We start from the raw sequence: 15689 nt of genomic DNA on the forward strand, positions 1-15689 counted from the left end.
GTGCTGCTCACCATCACCGCGTTGAGCGCACCGGCCCTCGCGGCCGCGCCCGCTCTGGCCGACCCGACGCCTGCGCCACGCTCAACGCCGTCCGCCACGAGCCCGAACCCGGACCCGGACCCGGACCCGCAGGTGACCTGGATTCCACCCGCAACACCGTCAACACCACCGGGTGGGGTGGCTGAGTGCGGGTGGATGGATGTGGGCTGCAAGCTCAACCAGGCGATGAACGGCTGGTTCACCAGCCTGGTCACCGACGCCGTCCAGCCCGCCTTCGTCGCCGTCGGCACCGCCCTGCTCTCTGCCCCACCCCCGCTGATGCTGGAGCGCGTCCGCGACCTGAACAGCCACGTCCGGTTGATCGCCAACGCGTTGCTGGTGCTGATGGTGCTGGCCGCCGGGGTGATCGTGATGGCCCACGGCAGCAGCCCCGGACCCTCCACCACCCCAGGCGAGGTCATCCCCCGCCTGGTGATCGCCGTCGTCACCGTGAACGGCTCGCTCACCATCTGCCAGCACGCCATCGAGCTGGCCAACGCGATGGTCGCCGCGCTGCTCGGCGACGGCGTCGACCCCGCCCGGGCCGGGAACCTCATCGCCGCCCAAGTCGATGACCTGATCAAAGACCCGAAAGGCACCCTGCTCTTCTTGGTCCTGCTGATCGCCGTCGCCGTGGTGATGGGGTTGCTGCTGGCCTTCATCGGCATCATCCGCATCACCCTGCTGGTCTTCCTCATCATCGCCGCGCCGCTGGCGCTGCTGTGTCACGCGCTGCCGCAAACCGAGGGCATCGCGAAGCTGTGGTGGCGGTGCGTCGGCGGGCTGCTGGCCGTCCAGATCCTGCAGGCCATCGGCCTGATTCTGGCGTTCAAGCTGGTGCTCACCGATTCGGCCGCCGCCTACCCCATCCAACCTGCCGACCCGAACACGGGCGATGCGATCGAGGCGATGGCCCGGCCTGTTGCCAACCGGGCCCTGGACGTCCTCATCCTGATCGGCGTCCTGTTCGTGCTGATCAAGACCCCCGGCTGGGTGGCCCGCACCATCTGGCAGCAAGGCCAGCCGAACCTGCTCAAACGGCTGATCAAAGCCGTGATCGTCTACAAGATGCTCGGCGCCGCCCGCGCCCTCGGCACAACCCGCCACGCCGCAGGCAAGAACGCCGCGCGAGCCAGACACCAGCACGGCGGACGGCCCGGCCAAGGCCGAGGCCGAGGCGGCGCGGGCGGAAGCCCGAGCCCGGGCGGTCCGAACAAGCCCAAGCGCCCTGGACCCACCACGCCATCCAGCCCGTCGACGGGAGCCGCCATGCCCAACCGCACACCCGCCTGGCAGCAGCTTCAACTCCCGCTCAACCTGCCGCCGAACAGCGCTCCCCCGCCCACACCGGAAGCCGCCGCCGCGTCAGCCAGACGCGCCCGGCAAGGCACCCAGCTCGCCCTGCCATTCCCGGTCACCCGCGTCCCGCGCCCACCCGCCCAACCCGGCACTACGTCGAGGGCGACGCCCACGGCGTCGGGACCGTGGATTCGGCCCCGGCCGCCGTGGGTGCAAGACCGGCTGCCCGGCATGCCCACCCGCCAACCGCGCCCCGGCCAACTGCGCCTCCGCCTCGACCCGCCGCCCCGCCGCACCCCACACGCCCAACGCCAGCCGAAAGGCGGGAACCGATGAAGCACGACGTTGAGCCGCCGCCGCTGCTGGCCCGTATCCCCGCCGACATCAACACCCCGGACAAAATCGCCTACGGGCTCAACCTCCGCCAACTCCTCATCGTCGCCTTGACCGGCGGCATCGCCGCCGCCGTCTACTACCTCTTCCACCAGCTTCTGCCTGTGGTCATCCTGACCGCGATCCTGCTCCCGATCATCGCCCTCGGCATCGCCATCGCCCTCGGTAAGCGAGACGGGCTGAGCCTGGACCGATTCGCGCTGGCCGCCCTGCTCCATGGCCGGGCGAGCAAGCGGCTGGTAGCCGCGCCCGACGCAGTGACCGGGCCGCCTCGGTGGTGCCGCCTGCGGGGCAAGCTACCTGCCCCCTTGAGGTTGCCGGTGAAGGCCATCCGTACCGACGGCGCCCTCGAACTCGCCGACGGCGGCGTAGCCGTCCTGGTGGGGACCGGCACCCTGTCCTTCCACCTGCGCACCACCAGCGAGCAGGCCGCCCTCGTCGGCGGATTCGGACGGTGGCTGAACTCGCTGGAGGCACCCGTACAGGTGCTGGCCCGAGCCCGGCAGGCGGACCTGACGGACCTGGTCGAGACGATCGAGGCCCGGTCGGACGCTCTGCCGCACCCTGCCCTAGCCAACGCCGCCCGCGAGCATGCCGCCTACCTGGCCGACCTGAACACCTCGCGTGAGCTGCTGACCCGCCAAGTCCTTGTTGTTCTTCGTGACCATCCCACCAGCAGCCGGGGCCACCGCGCAGTCCGGCGCGACGCCTCTGCCGCGGCTGTATTGCGCCGAGCCGCAGAGGCCGAACGCGCGCTGGCCGCTCTCGGTGTCACCACCCGCGTCCTGGACGCCAACGAGGCCACCCAAGCGCTCACCGAGTGCCTCGACCCGGGCGCCGCGCATCCCGCCGGCCACGCCCTGCCAGATGAACTCATCACCGCCTCGCCCAGGAGCACGCTGTGAAATTGCGCCGCCGTACCCCCGACCAGCAGCCCAGCCCACTCACCCAGCCCGCCGCCATCCACGTTGGCGCCCGCACCCTCACCCTGCCCAACGCCGTCACCGCGTCGTTCGCCGTCACCGGCTACCCACGCGAAGTCGGCGCGGGCTGGCTCGAACCCCTGCTCACCTACCCCGGCCACCTGGATGTGTCCCTGCACATCGAACCCATCCCCCAGCAGATTGCCGCGATGCGGCTACGCCGCCAGCTCGCCCGCCTGGAATCAGCCAGCCGCTCCGACGCCCAGCACGGACGCCTGCAGGACTTCGCCGCCGAAGCCGCCGCAGACGACGCCACTGACCTGGCCGACAGCCTCGCCCGAGGCCACGGCCGCCTGTTCAAAGTCGGCCTCTACCTCACCATCCACGCCTACACCGAGCCCGAGCTTGCCGCCGAAGTAGAACGGGTCCGGGCGCTGGCCTCCTCGCTCCTGCTCGATGCGCAACCAGCCACGTTCCGCGCCCTGCAGGGATGGACCACCACGCTGCCCCTCGGGGCCGATTCGCTCAACCTGACCCGCACCTTCGACACCACCGCCCTGGCGGCGGCCTTCCCGTTCGCCTCACCCGACCTCACCACCGAGATCGGCGAGACGAGCGTGCTGTACGGGCTGAGCGCCACCGGCTCCGGAGTGGTGCTGTGGGATCGCTACGCCCAGGACAACCACAACTCCGTTGTCCTCGCCCGGTCCGGTGCGGGCAAGAGCTACTTCACCAAGCTCGAAACCCTGCGTCTGCTCTATCAGGATGTTGAGGTCGCGGTCGTCGACCCCGAAGACGAATACGCCCGCCTCGCGCGAGCGGTCGGCGGCACCTGCCTGCATCTGGGCGCGACCGGGGTGCGGTGGAACCCCTTCGACCTGCCCGCCAGCCACGGCCCGCGCGATGACGTGCTGGCGCGGCGGGCGATGTTCCTGCAGACCCTGATCGCCACCATGCTCGGCGGCCAGCCCACCGCCCAAGCGCGGGCCACGCTGGACTCGGCGATCCTGGCCACCTACCAAGCCGCCGGGATCACCCGCGACCCCATCACCTGGACCCGGCCCGCACCCCTGCTCGCCGATCTGGTCGCCACCCTTACCGAAAGTCAGGAGGTTGCTGACCCGGCCGGGGCGGAGCTGGCCGCGCAGCTTGCCCCCTACGTGTCCGGCTCCTACCGCGAGCTGTTCAACGGCCCTACCACCACCCCGCCGTCCGGCCACCTGACGGTCTTCTCCCTGCGGGATCTGCCGGAGGAGATGAAGGCGGTCGGCACCCTGCTCGCCCTGGATGCCATCTGGCGGCGGGTGGCCAACCCCCGCGATCGCAAGAAGCGGCTGGTCGTGGTGGACGAGGCGTGGCTGCTGATGAAGGAGCCCGAGGGGGCCCGGTTCCTGTTCCGGATGGCGAAAGCGGCCCGTAAGCACTGGGCCGGGCTCGCGGTCATCACCCAGGATGCCGCCGACTTGCTCGGCAGCGAGTTGGGGCAGGCGATCGTCGCCAACGCCGCCAACCAGATCCTGCTCCGGCAGGCGCCGCAGGCCATCGGCGCGGTCGGAGATTCCTTCGACCTGACCGATGGCGAGCGGCAGTTCCTGCTCACCGCCGAGCGCGGCGAGGCGCTCCTGGTGGCCGGGCCGGCCAGCCGGGCCGCCTTCCACGTCATCGCCTCTCTCTCCGAGGCGGAGCTGGTCACGACCAGCCCGGAGTACCTGGCCGGACTCGACGAGTCGGCACCCCTCCCGCCAACACCGCCACCTCCTCCGACCAGCCTCACCGACACCACCGATACCGACCACAACAACCACGACGACGAGGAGGAGGAGGAGGGCGACCCGCTATGAACCACCCGATCAGCACCGACCCCGAGAGTCCGTGCCTGCTGTGCGGGATCGACGAACACGACGTCCAGAAGACTCTCGACTTCCTGGCCGAGCTGCCCGCTCGGCTGCCGGAGTTCGCCCTCGCCTACGGGCCCTACCTGGCCGCTGCCTGGGCTGCCATCTGGACGGTGGTCCGTGGAGGGCGATACCTACTCGGCTGGGCCCACCACGCCGGCATGACCCCCCAAGCGCGCCTCATCGAGATCTCCTCACCACCGCGCAGCGACCCCGAAGGCGCCCTCGTCTTGTGGCGTCAGCTGGTCGGGCTGCTACGGCCCGCCTGGGCGCGGCTCTTCACCGGGCAGCCGCACCTGGTCTGGGAGTACCACGGCAGCGACGCCGGAGTTCGTATCCGGCTGTGGATGCCCGGCACTGTGCCACCGGCCGTCGTGGAGAAAGCCATCCACGCGGCCTGGCCCGGCGCGACCACCACCATCTCGCCCGCCACCTCGCCCCTACCCGACGGCGCGCAGGTCGCGGGCGGCAAGCTGATGCTGGCCGGACCCGAGCACTTCCCGCTCACCACCGACCACGACCACGACCCAGCCCGATCCCTGCTCGAAGCCATGAGCGGCCTGCGCGAAGGCGAGCACGCCGTCGTGCAGATCCTCGCCCGCCCCACCACCGGACGACGGCTCCGGCACGCCTACCGAGCCGCCGCCCACCTGCGCGGCGGAGGCAGCCGAAACCACCTCGGCCGCCTCTTCGACGCGATCCTCCCGATGCCTGCCGACACTCGTGAGCACCGGCCCGGCGAGCTGGCCCGCGACTTTCCCGAACGCGCCGAACAAGTACGGATGATCCTGGCCAAGGCCGGTCAGCCCCGCTACGAGGTGGCCATCCGCTACGCCGTCTCCACCAGCCGCGAACCCACCTCCACCACAACGCCCGCCAGCATCCGCCCAGACAACGCGGACTCGGGCTCGGGCTCGCGTGATCTGGTCCGCGGGTGGCTGCGAGGTCAAGCTCACACCCTGGCCGGCGTCTTCGCCCTGTTCACCGGAAGCCACCAGTACCTACGGCGAGCCCGCCTCTGGCGGCCAGCCCGCGTGATCGGCTCGCGGCGTCTTGATCGCGGCTGCCTGCTGTCGGTCTCGGAGTTGGCGGCGCTCGCGCACCTGCCGTGGGACATCGACGCCCCCGGTGTCGCCCGCGCCGGAGCCCGCCCGGTGGCCCCGTCCCCGACAGTGCCCCGCAACGCGGCGGGCGGCGCTGTCCGCGTCCTGGGCGACGCCGACAGCGGCCCCCGGCGGCCCGTCGCCCTACCCGTCGCGGACGGGCGGCACCACACCCACGTGCTCGGCGGCACCGGCGTCGGCAAATCCACCCTCCTCGCGAACATGGTCCTCGCCGACGCAGCCGCCGGGCGAGGCGCCCTGGTCATCGACCCGAAAGGCGACTTGATCACCGACATCCTCAACCGGCTCCCGGCACGAGCCATGGGGAGAACGGTGGTGTTCGACCCGCAGGACCCGGCCCCGCCACCGTCGATCAACATCCTCGCCGGGCACGACCCCGCCTTCGCCGTCGACTCCGTCGTGAGCATCTTCCACCGCTGCTTCTCCACCGCCTGGGGACCACGCGTGGACGATCTCCTACGCTCCACCTGCCTCACCTTGACCAGCGTCATGGGTCGCAAGGCGACCCTGGCGGACGTGCCGAGGTTGCTGACCGATTCGGCGTTCCGTACCCGGACCACGGCCGAGCTGCGTGATGAGCTGCTGGCCGGGTTCTGGCAGTTCTATGAGGCCCTCACCCCGGCCGGGCAGGCCACCGTCATCGGCCCGGTGATGAACAAGCTGCGCGCCGTCCTGCTGCGGCCGTTCGTGCGGCAGGCGCTGGCCAACCCGGACACCACCGTCCCCATCGGCCAGCTCCTCGATGAGGGCGGCCTGGTCCTGGCACGCCTGCCGAAGGGCATCCTCGGCGACGACGCCGCCCGGCTGTTCGGCTCCATCCTGCTCGCTCACACCTGGCAAGCCACCACCCGCCGCTCCGGCCTGGCCGAAACCGACCGGCCGGACTCCTCCCTGATCATCGACGAGTGTCACAACTTCTTGAACCTGCCCGGCCACATCAACGACGTGCTGGCCGAGGCGCGCGGCTACCGGCTCTCCCTGGTCCTGGCCCACCAGCACCTCGACCAGCTACCCACCGACCTACGCGAAGCCCTGTCCGCCGACGCCCGCAACAAGGTGTATTTCAACGCCTCGCCCAAAGACGCAGGGGAGCTTAAACACCACATCGCGCCGCTGCTCAGCCCGCACGATCTCACCCATCTGGGCGCCTACCAAGCCGTCGCCCGCCTGGTTGTGGACGGCCAGCAGACCTCCGCCTTCACCCTGCGCACCCGGCCCCTGCCCGACGCCGTCCACGGCCGTGAAGCCGAGATCCGGAACGCCTCGCGCGAGCAGTTCACCGCCCCCGACGGCATCGCTGCTTCGCGTCGCGCCCGCTCACGCGGCAGCGCCTCCAGCTCCGACCCGCGCTCCGGCGAACCCACCGCCGAGTCCCGTCCTTAACGGCCGCTGACCAGCCACGCCACCCGCACACCCGAAAGGGACATCGCCATGCCACAACAGCCCCGCATCCGCTCCGACCGGCCCACCACCCGATCAACACGCAAGGACAGACTCATGAACCTGCTCGCCATCCCCAGCGGACAACCCCGCCTGGACCGGGCCACGCTCCCCGCCCTGTCAGCCCGGCTGACCGAACGCGACTACCAGATCCTCACCCACCTGCACCGCCACCGCGTTCTGACCACTCACCAGATCCAGCGCATCTTCTTCGGCATCCCCCAATCCACCCGCAAGCGCATGCGAACCCTCTACCTGCTCAACGCCGTCACCGGCTTCCGGCCCTGGGCCGGATACGGCGCGGGCTCGGCCCCCGTCCACTGGGCGCTCGGCAAGGCCGGAGCCCACGCCTTGGCCGCCCGCCACGGCATCGACGTCAAAGACCTCGGCTACGACCCCGACACCAAGATCTCATTCTCGTCCCGGCTCAACCATCACGTCGGCGTCAACGACTTCTTCTCCCACCTGCACCACTACGCCCGCCAAGTCGGTGCCGGAGCCGCGAGGGAACCGGGGTCGGGAACCGGAGCCGCCCTCAAGGCATGGTGGTCGGAACAGGAGTGCACCAAGCAATGGGGGGACCTGGCCCGTCCCGACGCCTGGGCCCGGTGGCGCGAGGACGGCAACGAGATCGACTTCTTCCTCGAACACGACACTGGCACTGAAACCCTCAAGCGCGTCACCGACAAGCTGCACGACTACCGCGATCTGGCCGACGACACCGCCATCAACACCCCGATCCTGCTCTGGCTGCCCAACCCCATCCGCGAAGCCAACCTGCGCCACCTCCTGACCGCCACCGACCTTCCCGTCGCCACCGCCGTCCACACCCACGACGGGGACGGACCCGCCGGACCCATCTGGCTGCCCGCCCCCGCCACGGCCGGACAGCAACGTATGCGGCTGGCCGACCTCGCCCACGCCTGGCCGCACCTGCCCCTCGGCCGCATCCAAGATCCGCCCACCAATGAGCAGGACCGCTACGAAGACGGCAGTACGCTCGGCCTCCGCACGGGAGACGAGGCGAGGTGAAGGCCGCCGCGGCCGGCGCCGCCCTCCTGCTGCTCATCGTCTTGGCGTTCCTCGCAGCCGCCACCAGCATCCTGACCGGCTCGGGCACGCCTGGCGGGGTGGCCTGCGCGATCACACCCGACGCAACGATGAGCAGTACGGCGGGCGAGCCGGTCGCGGCTGCACCAACCACTACCATCGCCGCCTCCACGCTGACCTTGGACGGCGAACAGCAGACCCATGCGGCGCTGATTGTGCAGATTGCGATGGAGCGTGGCCTGCCCGCACGAGCAGCCGTCATCGCCGTCGCCACCGCGCTGCAGGAATCCAAGGTCCGTAACCTGACCTATGGGCACCTCGACTCCTTGGGCCTGTTCCAGCAGCGCCCTTCGCAGGGTTGGGGAACGCGTGAGCAGGTCCTCGACCCGCGCTATGCCACCGGCACCTTCTATGACCGTCTGGTCAAGGTGAAGCGGTGGGAGCAGCTCCCGCTCACCCAAGCCGCGCAAGCCGTCCAGCTCTCCGGATATCCCAACGCCTACGCCCAGTGGGAGGCGCTGGCCCAGCGCGTCGTTGACGCGCTGGCGGGAACCTGTGTCACTCTCATCCCGGGCGAGCAGGTCGCCGCCGTCATCGCCTACGCACACGCTCAGCTCGGCAAACCGTATGTGTGGGGAGCTGAAGGCCCCAACGCCTTCGACTGCTCCGGGCTCACCATGCGCGCCTATCAGGCCGCCGGGATCACCATCCCGCGCGTTGCGGCCGATCAGTGGCGTTGGGGTCCGCCCGTTCCACGTGGTCAGGAGCAGCCCGGCGATCTCGCGTTCTTCCGCATGGAAGCCGACGGGCCCGGCCACGTCGGCCTCGTCATCGCAAAAGGCCAGATGATCCACGCGCCCAACAAGCGCACCGTCGTGAAAATCGACACCTACCAGCGGCGTGACTTGATCGGCTTCACCCGCCCGGCCGCGCACGCACACACCGGCCACCCCGACCCCGCTGACCCGCCCACGGCCCCGTGGTGGCAGAACGGCAACCGGGGGGAGTGCGGAACGCCGTACCGGCCGCCGTAGGGCCGTACCGGGCACACAACCGCCCGCACCATGCTGCCTACCCACCCGACGCCGTGACGGCGGCGGGTGACACATGGGCCCGGCGTCGCATCGGCGTAAATCCGCAGGTGAGCGACTTGCCACTTTTGGAAACTTGTGGTCACGCAGAGCGATGTGACCGATACTGGCCGGGAGATCCCCCAGCAGTTCTAGATGAAGGAGCCCCCCGTGTCCGCTGTACGGCTCGCCGCGTTCCCGCTCGTCGTCACCCTCTCCGAGGACCCCGGCGAGCCGATCAAGATCCGAGCCAAGCACAAGGTCGCCGGCATGCTCCTGCTCTACCGCCACCAGGTCAAGAGCCTCGACCGAAGCTGGAACGTCCCCGGCGCCTACATCCTGCTCGACCGCCCCGATGCAGAGGGCCGGTGGGGAGCCTACGTCGGCAAAGCCACCAACCCCGGCCTCCGAAACCGCGTCCAACAGCAGCTCAAAGACCGCGACCACTGGTACCGGGCCCTGGTCATCCGCTACGAATCCAACGACGACGAAACACTCAACAGCGCCGAAGCCGGATGGCTCGAAGGCGAGATCTACTACTGCCTCGACAGCGCCGAGACAGTAGACCTGCACAACCGCAACCGGCCCCAAGACGCCACCCTGTCCATCGACGACGAGGCCAGCCTGCGCGACTACATGCTCCCCATCGAGTCCACGCTCCACCTCATCGGCCACCCTCTCCAGCCACAACGATCCGAAGCTCCTCCCACGAGGCAGGTAGCGCCCACGCCGGTGCCCGTGCAGCAGCCCAGGCCCCACGTGAACGCACTCGGCGTGCAGGTCAGCCCCAATCGGTATCTCCTTCAGAACCCCACCATCGAGGCAGTCTTGGAGAGGATCGCGCAACTCGATGCAAGAAGGAAAACTCGAGCTCAGAGACAGGACTCGACCAGGCCCATCTGAGCCGGTGGTGCAGGAGGTATGCCCCGGCCAGCACACTGCAATTGTGCTGGGCGGGGCATACCCCCTATGCCACCGGCTCAGGCGCTACCTCAGGTAGCCCTGGCCCTTCTCCCCGCCGTGCATCCGGCAGGCGAGTTCCTCCTCAGCCGTCAGCACCACGGCCGACAGCTCGGATACTCCGGTGGTCAGCGCCTTATAGAGGCGGTGCCAGCCGTCGATGATCAGCATGCCGCCGTTCGGCACCGTGGCCACGATCAACGGCACGGACACATCCGTCTGGGCGGCGTGCTCCCGGTTGATGGAAACCAGCTGGAGCATGCCTGCCCATTCCCGGGGTTCGATCCGGCCCTCCGGCGCACGGCCCTCAGTGAGCTTCTTGGCGATGGTGATGTCCCATCGCCAGGCCATCATCTGGAAGAACTCCACCCGCGAACGGTCGGCCCGCCCAGATGCGGAAACCCTCGTACCCGGCTGCGAGGCGGCGGTGGCGGGTTCCCCGCTGGCGGTGTGGCCGCTCATGCCGTCGGCTCCTGCCCGGCCGAGCTGGAGGGAGCCTGCTCGGGCCCCGTGGAGGCCGGCGCGAGTGCCTCGACTTGAGCCCGGAAGGTCCGGGCCGCGTCTCGCCGGATCAGGGCCCAGGCCCGGTTGAAGTGAATGAGGGCGAACTCGTGCTCGATCTCCGGCCCGAGGACGCCCACGGACAGGGCGACATCCGGTGTGGCGTCGTTGTTGTCGAGGTAGGAGCTGATCCAGCATACGAACTTGGCCAGCGTCTGCTCCAGGGGCAGGCCGCCGCCCACGTGTCGGATGTGCCGCTCGACCAGCAGCCACCACGTCGCGAGCGTCTGGGCGCGCAGGGTGTCGTAGAACTCCTCGCCGCTCAGGTACTCCCCCCGGTCCAGCTTCCGGGCGAGGTCCTCGCTGCTGCGCCGCCGCGTCGTGCGGGCCTGCTCGATGATCGCCTCCACCGACAGCGCCTCGCCCGGCGCGGGCACGGTGATGGGGGTGGTGTCGGGTTCGGTGTCGGGTGCGGGTTTCGGGGTGTCGGGGTGCTGCGGGTGGTCGTTCACAAGGGCGTCCTTCCGTGGGGTGGTGACATCAACGCCGGGCGACGCTGACGGGGCCGGTTGGGGATTCACGGCGTGTGCGCCGTTGTCGGGGGCTGCGCCGGGCACGCGGCCGGGGATGCGGCCGGGGATGCGGCCGGGTGGCCGGGGACGGGGTGGCTTACCGGCAGGACCGGCCCCGGATGGTCGGCTCCGTCGCCGGGCTCGGTGGCCAGGTGCTGGGCCAGGAGTTCGCCGCTGGCGGTGAGGAAGTCCCGGGCGGCCATGCGGGCGGCGTGGGCGAGGGCATGATCGAACAGGGTTCCCGGCCGTCTGGCGGGGGCCTCGTTCGTCAGGAAGTGGCGGGCCATGGAGCGCACGCGCCGCAACGCGTGGTCGCAGGCCAGCCTCCTCAGGGTGATCTGTCCGTCGACCACGTCCCACCAGGCGCGGCTGGTCTGGGCGTAGGTCGCGGCGAACACCTGCTCGGCGGAGAGAAACTCCCCGTTCTGCAGGGCGACGACGGCCTCGGCCGCCGCCGTGTAGTAGGCGTGCCGGGCGGAGGTGATCTTCTCGGCGGTCAGCTCATCGACCGAGCACCCTGCCTCCTCGACCGGTTCGGCGGCGGTGAGGTCCGAAGCGGTCGCGGCGCGGCCGGGCGCGCCGTAGGGGGGAAGGGGGCCGGGTGGGTGCAGGTTGTCCATGGAAGGTGGTCCTTTCGTCGGTGACATGGACTTGCCAGAGGTGAGGTCATGGGTGGGCCGTCCCGGGACGACAGCACGGGGCGGTCCCCGCGCTGCCGGGCGGACGGGAGATGAGGTCACTGCCGCATCCCGGCCGGGGCTAGAAGACGGGGGGTGAGGTCCACGGGTCGGGCAGGGGCCCGGCGTGTCCGCCGTAGGTGTCGTCTGGGCGAGCGGCTGGCGTGTGCGGTGGGGTGAGGGCGTCGGCGAGTTGCCGGGTTTTGTCGAGGAAGCTCTGGGCGGCGGCGCGGCGTGATTCGGCCATGGCCAGCGCGAAGGCCCCGCCGTAGGGGGTGCGGGCCTCCAGCAGGAACTGCTGGGCGCGCTGCCGCACGGTCAACACGGCGGTTCCGCCGTCGACGGTGTCCTCGATACCGTGGGTGAGATCGGTGACCTCCTGCCACCAGGTCATCAGGTGGTAGCGGTCCGCGATCCGGCCCAGGTCGTAGTCACCCAGTTTTCCCTCGTCATCAAGGGAACAGACACGGTCGAGAGCCTCGCTCAGCGCGTGGCGGGCGTTGGTGGCGTACTGGATGACAAGGTCTTCGAGTCGACTCATGGTGATGATCTCCTTCACCGTCGGGGTGACGGGGCGTGATGGGTGGCTGTTGGGCACCTGGGGCCGGGCCGCTGGTGCGTACCGGGGGTGGGGCCGGTGCGGGGTAGCGGCGCGGGCACCAGACCGGGGTAGGTGCCGGGGTCGGGCCGCGCCGGGGCGTGTGGCGGGCCGTACGCCCGCGTGATGCTGTGCCGCCCGACGGGTTCCGGTACGGCCCACGTGCCGGGGCCGTACCGGACGCCGGGTGCGCTAGGCGGTGGCCAGCAGCCGGAAGGCGCGGGCTTTGATCTTGGCGTTGTCGTGGTCGTCGAGCAGGGAGCGCTCGGCGCGCACGGTGGCAATGTCGCGGCTGCCGAAGACGGGGCTCTTGTGGTCCAGCCGCTCGGTCACCGCGTTGTAGGCCGCCCACCGGGTGTTACGGATCGGCTCCTGGGTGGGGGCCTCGTTGAACAGGTACTCCAGCTCCCGCATGGTCAGGTCGTGATTGCGCTTGGTCAGGTCCTTCGCGTCCGCCGGTAGCGGGTGGAGCCGGGTGGCGAACTGCCGGAATTCCTTGCGGTCCATCGGTACCGCGAGGAGCTTCTCGGCCTCGGCGGCGAACGCTTCCCCGTGCTTCCACGTGAGTTTCAGCGCCTCACGCGCCTCGGCGATGCGCCCGGCCACGTTGCCGGTATGCCGGACGGTGAACCTGGAGGCGTGGTTGGCCAGCGCCGCGCGTTCGGTGTTCGCGCACACCACCCGCACCGGGGTGGCCACCGTGGTGAACGCGCCCCATCCGTCATGGCGGGAGAACGCCGCCAGGTACAGGTCGATCTGATCGAACCCACCGACCATGAGCGGCTCCGGCAGCCGCATGGTGACGAACACCCGCCGCCCGCCGTTCAGCGAACCGCCGGTGTCGAAGACCGCCCCCGACTCATCCACCAGCGTCTGGAGGAAGTCACAGACTTCTTCGTTTTGCAGGGGCTGATACTCCTTGCCGACTCTGCCGAGACGTTCGGGCTTGCCAGTCACCGGGTTGGTCCGCACCGTCAGGAAGTCCTCGTCCGTGACGACCGGCTGGCCGGTGACCGGGTCCATCACCTGGCCGACCGGCAGCTTGCGCACGTTCCACCCGGCGAGCTGGGCATTGGACAGCAGTTTCTCGGCGGTCATCGGGCCGGGCGCGGTGTAGCCGAGCCCATGCCAGCCGGGCTTTCCGGCGGCGGCGAACCCGGCCGAACCGTTGGCGAAGACTTCGATTTCGTGAGCCATGACGGTGTTCCTTCCTGAGGTGCCGACGTGCGGCGTTGTGGTGTGCGGGCATGCGGAACAGACGCGATGCCGCGATAGGTGCTGTGGGGGTGCGGGCCCCGGCACGGTGCGGGCCGGTGGGCGGTGATCCGTGCGGACTACGGGTGCCCGTCCGGCGCGTGGCCGGGTGCCCCGGACGGTGGGGCCGTGCGGGGCGGGTTGGTTGTGTGGGGGTGGCGTGCGGGGCTGTAGGGGTGTCCCGCCCGCTACCGGGCCGGGGGTGGGCGGGCCGGTCAGGGCGGCCCGCCCGCGCCCCCGCTCAGTCGCCGTAGGTGTCAGCCGCCCCGCCGTCCCCGGCGATAGCGTCGGCGGGATCGGCCGGGGCCACGGCGGGGGCGTTGGCCGGGGCGTGGTTGACGGTGGGGGCGAGCGCGAATCGGCGGGGCCGCTCCGTGGTCAGCACCGCGTCCCCGAGCTGAACCAACCGGTCCAGGGCGTTGGCCACCGCGCCGGACGAACGACCGCCCAACGCCTTGGACATGTCATGCGGGCTGAACTCCTTGCCGGGGAACTCGAGCAGGTGCGCGTAAATCTCCTCCCGCAACGCACCCGGCCGGGTGCTGCCACCCGTACCCGCGCCGCCACCGGCCCCCGGATGGGCCACCGATGCCGCACGGGCCGGGGTGGCGGTGCCGGTCAGCGCCGCCCGCGCACTGCGGTGCGCCGAGACGACCTTCGTCATCGCCATCTCCAGGCACCCCAACGCCATCACCTCGTTCCCCTCCTCTTTCGCCGTGAGCACCCCACCGAAGAGATTGGCGAGCTCGGTCAGTTCGGCGTGAGCGCGCGCCCACGCCGGGTCATCCGCCACCGGCTCAGACTCCAGCTCGTCGGTGTCGGCGTCGGGAATCGAGTCGAGTTCGTCGTCGATCCCGGCTGAGTCCTGACCCGTCGCCCCCTCGTCGTCGACAACGTCCTCCTCGTCATTGGTCGGCTCATCCGCCGGGGCGGGGTCGGCCGCAACGGCGGCGGACGGGGGAACCTTCCCCTCCGAAGCGGGTACCTCGTCCGCGTCCGTGGCGTCCGTGGCGTCCGTAGCGTCTGTGGGGGTCTCGTCGGGTGCGGCGTCCGGCGTTTCGGGGGTCGGTGCGGGCACGTCGGCGGTGTCGGTCGGTGCGACGGTGTCCGCCGGGGAGTCGGCGGGGTCCGTCGTGATCGGGTACCACCGGTCAGCCGCGCGCCCGCGTCCGCCGTCGTTCACGCCCGGCTCACGGCGGGCGTGCCCGTCGGCTTCGAGCTGGCCGAGGATCTTGCCCGCGACCACCCGGCTCAGGTCGGCCGCCGCCCCGATCATCGTGACCGACCCGCCGGGCTCGGCGGTCAGCGCCGCCCACACCGCCCCCACACGCCCGTCCCCATCCGTCGCCGGGTCAGTGACCGGGGCGGCGGCGTCGGGGCTGTCAGGGGCCGTCAGGGGCGCGGCGTCAGCCGGGCCGGTAACGGCGATTTCCGCATCGGCGGAAACGGTTTCGGTGGCGGTCATTTCCGGGGTGTGAATAGCCATTGTGTGACACCCTTTCCGATCGAATTCCCGGCCCCGGTGCGGGCCGGTGTTTTTCGTTTGTGTCACGACCATCCCTCGTCAATAACGCGTCTGGCAAGCCGACCCGGCCACTAATATTGTCACCCTGACGGCTGGAGAGGCTGCCCTAACAAGATAACCATTGATCTGCGAAAACATCTCGCGAGAAGGATCCGGTTTCGACTTGACATCCCGGGCCGGCCCGGCTCTTCACCTAATGAGACGACGACGGCGGACGATGCCCAATTGCCCGAATGCATTCTTGAAGAATCTTCGAGGTGAATACGCATTCGGGTTGACATCAATGCCGGGGTCGAGCGTCCATGGAATTAGGCGGGAAACACCGCCGGAATACCGCACCGGAATAACGCGCCGCGCCATTCCGGGGCC

13 protein-coding genes are annotated in these 15689 nt (G+C 70.2%); 7 read left to right on the plus strand and 6 right to left on the minus strand.

All coding sequences use genetic code 11. The features are described 5' to 3' along the window. Positions 1–201 precede the first annotated feature (201 nt). The 7 genes from FVE25_RS52215 to FVE25_RS52245 all read left to right on the plus strand — a co-directional run bounded on the left by FVE25_RS52215 (position 202) and on the right by FVE25_RS52245 (position 10136). Complete coding sequence (locus FVE25_RS52215; protein ID WP_157254881.1) at positions 202–1674, plus strand: TrbL/VirB6 family protein; 1473 nt, start codon at positions 202–204, stop codon at positions 1672–1674. After that, positions 1671–2636, plus strand: a complete 966-nt coding sequence (locus FVE25_RS52220; RefSeq protein ID WP_157254882.1) for a PrgI family protein — start codon at positions 1671–1673, stop codon at positions 2634–2636. Before FVE25_RS52215 ends, FVE25_RS52220 begins: the two co-directional genes overlap by 4 nt. Further along, complete coding sequence (locus FVE25_RS52225) at positions 2633–4495, plus strand: VirB4 family type IV secretion system protein (protein WP_157254883.1); 1863 nt, start codon at positions 2633–2635, stop codon at positions 4493–4495. Before FVE25_RS52220 ends, FVE25_RS52225 begins: the two co-directional genes overlap by 4 nt. Beyond that, positions 4492–7056 carry a type IV secretory system conjugative DNA transfer family protein gene (locus FVE25_RS52230; RefSeq protein ID WP_157254884.1) on the plus strand — a complete coding sequence of 855 codons (2565 nt, stop codon included), beginning with the start codon at positions 4492–4494 and terminating at the stop codon, positions 7054–7056. Before FVE25_RS52225 ends, FVE25_RS52230 begins: the two co-directional genes overlap by 4 nt. Positions 7057–7170: 114 nt before the next feature. Next, complete coding sequence (locus tag FVE25_RS52235; RefSeq protein ID WP_157254885.1) at positions 7171–8145, plus strand: replication-relaxation family protein; 975 nt, start codon at positions 7171–7173, stop codon at positions 8143–8145. Beyond that, positions 8142–9197 carry a C40 family peptidase gene (locus tag FVE25_RS52240; protein WP_157254886.1) on the plus strand — a complete coding sequence of 352 codons (1056 nt, stop codon included), beginning with the start codon at positions 8142–8144 and terminating at the stop codon, positions 9195–9197. The genes FVE25_RS52235 and FVE25_RS52240 overlap by 4 nt, the downstream gene beginning before the upstream one ends. 207 nt (positions 9198–9404) lie before the next feature. Further along, complete coding sequence (locus FVE25_RS52245) at positions 9405–10136, plus strand: GIY-YIG nuclease family protein (RefSeq protein WP_157254887.1); 732 nt, start codon at positions 9405–9407, stop codon at positions 10134–10136. Between the two features lie 84 nt (positions 10137–10220). On the opposite strand, the gene FVE25_RS52250 is transcribed toward FVE25_RS52245, so the two are convergent. From FVE25_RS52250 to FVE25_RS52275, 6 genes are all read right to left on the minus strand, one after another. Next, positions 10221–10655 (minus strand): ParB N-terminal domain-containing protein, encoded by a 435-nt coding sequence (locus tag FVE25_RS52250; protein ID WP_157254888.1) that lies wholly within the window; start codon positions 10653–10655, stop codon positions 10221–10223. Continuing rightward, positions 10652–11206, minus strand: coding sequence for a hypothetical protein (locus FVE25_RS52255; protein WP_157254889.1), 555 nt, complete (start codon positions 11204–11206; stop codon positions 10652–10654). Before FVE25_RS52255 ends, FVE25_RS52250 begins: the two co-directional genes overlap by 4 nt. Positions 11207–11271: 65 nt before the next feature. Further along, entirely contained in the window at positions 11272–11886 is a 615-nt protein-coding gene (locus FVE25_RS52260) for a hypothetical protein (protein WP_157254890.1), read from the minus strand. 139 nt (positions 11887–12025) lie between these two features. Beyond that, complete coding sequence (locus tag FVE25_RS52265; protein ID WP_157254891.1) at positions 12026–12484, minus strand: hypothetical protein; 459 nt, start codon at positions 12482–12484, stop codon at positions 12026–12028. 249 nt (positions 12485–12733) lie between these two features. After that, a complete protein-coding gene (locus tag FVE25_RS52270) occupies positions 12734–13738 on the minus strand; it encodes a DUF932 domain-containing protein (protein WP_157254892.1) in 1005 nt (334 codons plus the stop codon). A 298-nt stretch (positions 13739–14036) separates the two neighbouring features. Next, positions 14037–15260, minus strand: a complete 1224-nt coding sequence (locus tag FVE25_RS52275; protein WP_157254893.1) for a hypothetical protein — start codon at positions 15258–15260, stop codon at positions 14037–14039. Positions 15261–15689 lie beyond the last annotated feature (429 nt).

Source organism: Nonomuraea typhae, assembly GCF_009760925.1.
Classification (GTDB): domain Bacteria; phylum Actinomycetota; class Actinomycetes; order Streptosporangiales; family Streptosporangiaceae; genus Nonomuraea; species Nonomuraea typhae.

Coding starts and splice junctions, on each gene's coding strand:
- FVE25_RS52220 (WP_157254882.1), top strand. CDS start 1,671: ATGAAGCACGACGTTGAGCCGCCGCCGCTGCTGGCCCGTATCCCCGCC.
- FVE25_RS52230 (WP_157254884.1), top strand. CDS start 4,492: ATGAACCACCCGATCAGCACCGACCCCGAGAGTCCGTGCCTGCTGTGC.
- FVE25_RS52235 (WP_157254885.1), top strand. CDS start 7,171: ATGAACCTGCTCGCCATCCCCAGCGGACAACCCCGCCTGGACCGGGCC.
- FVE25_RS52250 (WP_157254888.1), bottom strand. CDS start 10,655: ATGAGCGGCCACACCGCCAGCGGGGAACCCGCCACCGCCGCCTCGCAG.
- FVE25_RS52260 (WP_157254890.1), bottom strand. CDS start 11,886: ATGGACAACCTGCACCCACCCGGCCCCCTTCCCCCCTACGGCGCGCCC.
- FVE25_RS52265 (WP_157254891.1), bottom strand. CDS start 12,484: ATGAGTCGACTCGAAGACCTTGTCATCCAGTACGCCACCAACGCCCGC.
- FVE25_RS52270 (WP_157254892.1), bottom strand. CDS start 13,738: ATGGCTCACGAAATCGAAGTCTTCGCCAACGGTTCGGCCGGGTTCGCC.
- FVE25_RS52275 (WP_157254893.1), bottom strand. CDS start 15,260: ATGACCGCCACCGAAACCGTTTCCGCCGATGCGGAAATCGCCGTTACC.